The 2991-nt window shown below is 67.7% G+C and carries 4 protein-coding genes; 2 read left to right on the top strand and 2 right to left on the bottom strand.

All coding sequences use genetic code 11. From position 1 onward, the window contains the following. Both AC2VOP_RS02085 and AC2VOP_RS02080 read right to left on the bottom strand, forming a co-directional pair. Window positions 1–514 (bottom strand): extracellular solute-binding protein (locus AC2VOP_RS02085; RefSeq protein ID WP_486959427.1); only part of this gene is annotated, 514 nt, incomplete at its 3' end. Between the two features lie 97 nt (window positions 515–611). Then, window positions 612–1130, bottom strand: coding sequence for a YflT domain-containing protein (locus tag AC2VOP_RS02080; RefSeq protein WP_486959426.1), 519 nt, complete (start codon window positions 1128–1130; stop codon window positions 612–614). Between the two features lie 197 nt (window positions 1131–1327). Here AC2VOP_RS02080 and AC2VOP_RS02075 point away from each other — a divergent pair, with 197 nt between their 5' ends. Together AC2VOP_RS02075 and AC2VOP_RS02070 are read left to right on the top strand one after the other, a co-directional pair. Further along, window positions 1328–1813 carry a DUF4190 domain-containing protein gene (locus AC2VOP_RS02075; RefSeq protein WP_486959425.1) on the top strand — a complete coding sequence of 162 codons (486 nt, stop codon included), beginning with the start codon at window positions 1328–1330 and terminating at the stop codon, window positions 1811–1813. 150 nt (window positions 1814–1963) lie between these two features. Then, on the top strand, window positions 1964–2991 hold a 1028-nt coding region (locus AC2VOP_RS02070), incomplete at its 3' end, for a magnesium transporter MgtE N-terminal domain-containing protein (RefSeq protein ID WP_486959424.1).

Below are 2991 nucleotides of genomic sequence, written 5' to 3'. Positions count from 1 at the left end.
TCGTCGGCGGCTTGTCCATCAGGTCGGTGCGATACCAGAGCAACTGGGTGTTGGTGGTGACGGGCGCGGCATAGAGCCTGTGGTGCCAGGTGGCCGTCGCAAGCGGGCCGGGCAGCGTGTCGCCGGTGACGTCGGCTTCCGCACGCCCGGCCGGGTCATCGGAGAGCGGCAACGTCCAGCCCGCATCGGCGAATTCCGCGGTCCAGATCACGTCCATCGCCATCACGTCGAGCGTGTGGTCGTTGCCGGTGAGCCGACGTGCCAGTTGCAAGCGCTGGTCGTCGGGGCTCTTCGGCAGGCTGAACTGCCGGATGGCGAACCGGCCGCCGAACTGCTCGCTGCAGCGCTGTGCCACCGCGGTGAAGGTCGCGGTATCCCCTGCCGGGGTGTAGACGCTGATCACCAGGCCCTTGCCGGCCCTGCCGTCGTGCCCGCAGGCCGACCCCACCCATGCGATTGCCAGCGACAGCGCGATCGCGGCCACTCGCCGTGCGCGCCCACGACGAGTCGCCACGACACCGTCCTCTCGTCTGCGTCTGTGGGTTTTGCCTCGCGCCAGAACGGTAGAGCCAAGCGTGCCTGATTGGCAACAACCCCGGTGCAGGCTGGGGTCAGAGCGTCAGCCGCGCCAGCAGGTCCCGGGCCTTCTCCGCGTTCTGCGGGTCACACAGCACGTCGTAGCGGCCCGCGACCAGTTGCATCGTCGAGCTGAAATCCCTTGTGCCACGCGCCATCGCATACGGGACCGCCGAGGTGATCAAGCCGAAGAATACCCCGGCGACCAGGCCGACCAGCAGTGCCGACCACGGGTCGGGACTGAAAAATCCCAGCACCAGGCCGATGAACAAGCCCAGCCAGGCGCCGGTCAGCACCCCGCCGCCGAGCACTTTGGGCCAGGTCAGGCGGCCGGTGACGCGTTCGACCTGCATCAGGTCCACACCGACGATGGTCACCTGCTGCACCGGGAACTCCTGATCAGACAGGTAGTCCACGGCACGCTGAGCCTCGGCGTAGGTGGGGTACGAGCCGATCGGCCAGCCCTTGGGCGGAGTGGGCAACCGCACCGGATCACGGCGCCGCGGGGTGCCCGGCGGACCGGGGGTCTGTCCGGGCTGAAACGGACCGGTCATCGATGCTCTCCCTCGTCGCGCACCATCGACTGTTCAACGTGCGAGGCCGTGCCTTGGTGCCTACGATAGGTTGACTAGCATGGCAGTGCTCGGCGACACCGGCGAGGAAACGCGTGGATCTCGCATCGAACCCCACAGTGACGAGGTGTCGAGGCGACTCGGGCGGGACGGACTTCGGGTGCACAGTGGGAGCGAGCATGACCAACCCTGACCAGCCATTTCAACCCCCGGAGCAGCCACCGAAGCCGTCGGACAGCCCCTATTGGCCGGTGGACTATCCGGAATATCCGCCTGACTTCCCGCCGCCTCCCTCAGGTTACCCACCGCCCCCGCAGCCGCCCCTGTCATCTCAGCCGTACCCGGGCGGCCCCCCTCCGTATCCGGGCGCTGAGACCGCACAGCCGGCTTACCCTGGCGGCCCGAGCTACCAAGGCGGCTACCCGCCCTACCGGCCCGCGCCGCCCGGCACTAACGGGATGGCGATCGGGTCACTGGTCTGCTCGCTGCTCGGGCTCTTCTGCGGTATCACGGCGATCGTGGGGGTAATCCTCGGATTCATGGCCATGCAGCAGACCAGGCAGACGGGCCAGAACGGCTACGGTCTCGCGCTGGCCGGGGTTATCACCGGCGGTGCCCTGCTGCTGATCTGGGTGTTCAGCCTGATGGCTCTCGCCGCGAGTTGACGGTCAACCGTTTGGCGGGACGAACGGCGAGGCCCCACGCCGCATCCCGGCTGCTCGTCCCTTGGCCGCGACCACCAGTGCCATCCTGCGGCTGGCGCCAGATTGCACTCAACCACACCCGAGTTGCACCAGTTGCCTACCCTTTCAACCATGGCGTCGATCAACCGGGTGTACGCGGCACGGCTGGCCCGGCTGCTGGTGCTCGGCCCGGTTGGGGAATCCATCGGGCGGGTCCGCGATGTCGTGATCAGCATCGGCATCGTCCGCCAGCAACCGCGGGTTCTCGGCCTTGTCGTCGAATTGCCCTCTCGTAGAAGGATTTTCATTCCGATTCTGCGGGTCTCGGAAATCGAACCCCAGGCGGTAGCGCTCAACACCGGCAACGTGTCACTGCGCCGGTTCAGCCAGCGCCCCGGCGAAGTGCTGGTGCTGGGGCAGGTTCTCGACACCAAAGTGCGGGTCAGCGATCCCGAACTGCCGGAGTTGGCCGACACCGATGTGGCGGTCACCGACTTGGGCATCGAACAGACCCGTACCCGCGATTGGATCGTGACCCGCGTCGCGGTCCGACAACCGCGGCGGCTGGGCCGACGCTCCGGTGTGTACGTCGTGGACTGGCACAACGTGCAGGGCCTGACGCCATCGGCGCTCGCCATGCCGGATCAGGGGGTCGCTCAACTGCTCCAGCAATTCGAAGGGTGGCGGCCGATCGAAGTCGCCGACGCCATCCGTGAGCTACCACCCAAGCGCCGCTACGAGGTGGTCAACGCACTGGACAACGCCCGGCTCGCCGACATCCTGCAGGAGCTACCGGTGGAGCGCCAGGCCACCGTGCTCGGCCACCTGGGTACCGAACGCGCCGCCGACGTCTTAGAGGAAATGGATCCCGACGACGCCGCCGACCTGCTCGGTGCGATGAGCCCCGGCGAGGCCGAAGCGTTGCTCGCCCGGATGGATCCCGATGAATCCGATCCGGTAAGGCGCCTGCTGAAGCACTCCCCGGACACCGCAGGCGGGCTGATGACGTCCAATCCGGTTGTGCTGACCCCCGATACGTCGGTCGCCGAGGCACTCGCTCGACTGCGCGATCCGGACCTGACTCCGGCGCTGTCGTCATTGGTGTTCGTGGCACGCCCTCCCACCGCCACCCCGACCGGCCGCTACCTGGGCAGCGTGCC

It is taken from the genome of Mycobacterium sp. TH-M106 (assembly GCF_057473765.1).
Note: the sequence above shows the minus strand (reverse complement) of the source record. Positions and strands in the feature narration are given on the sequence as shown.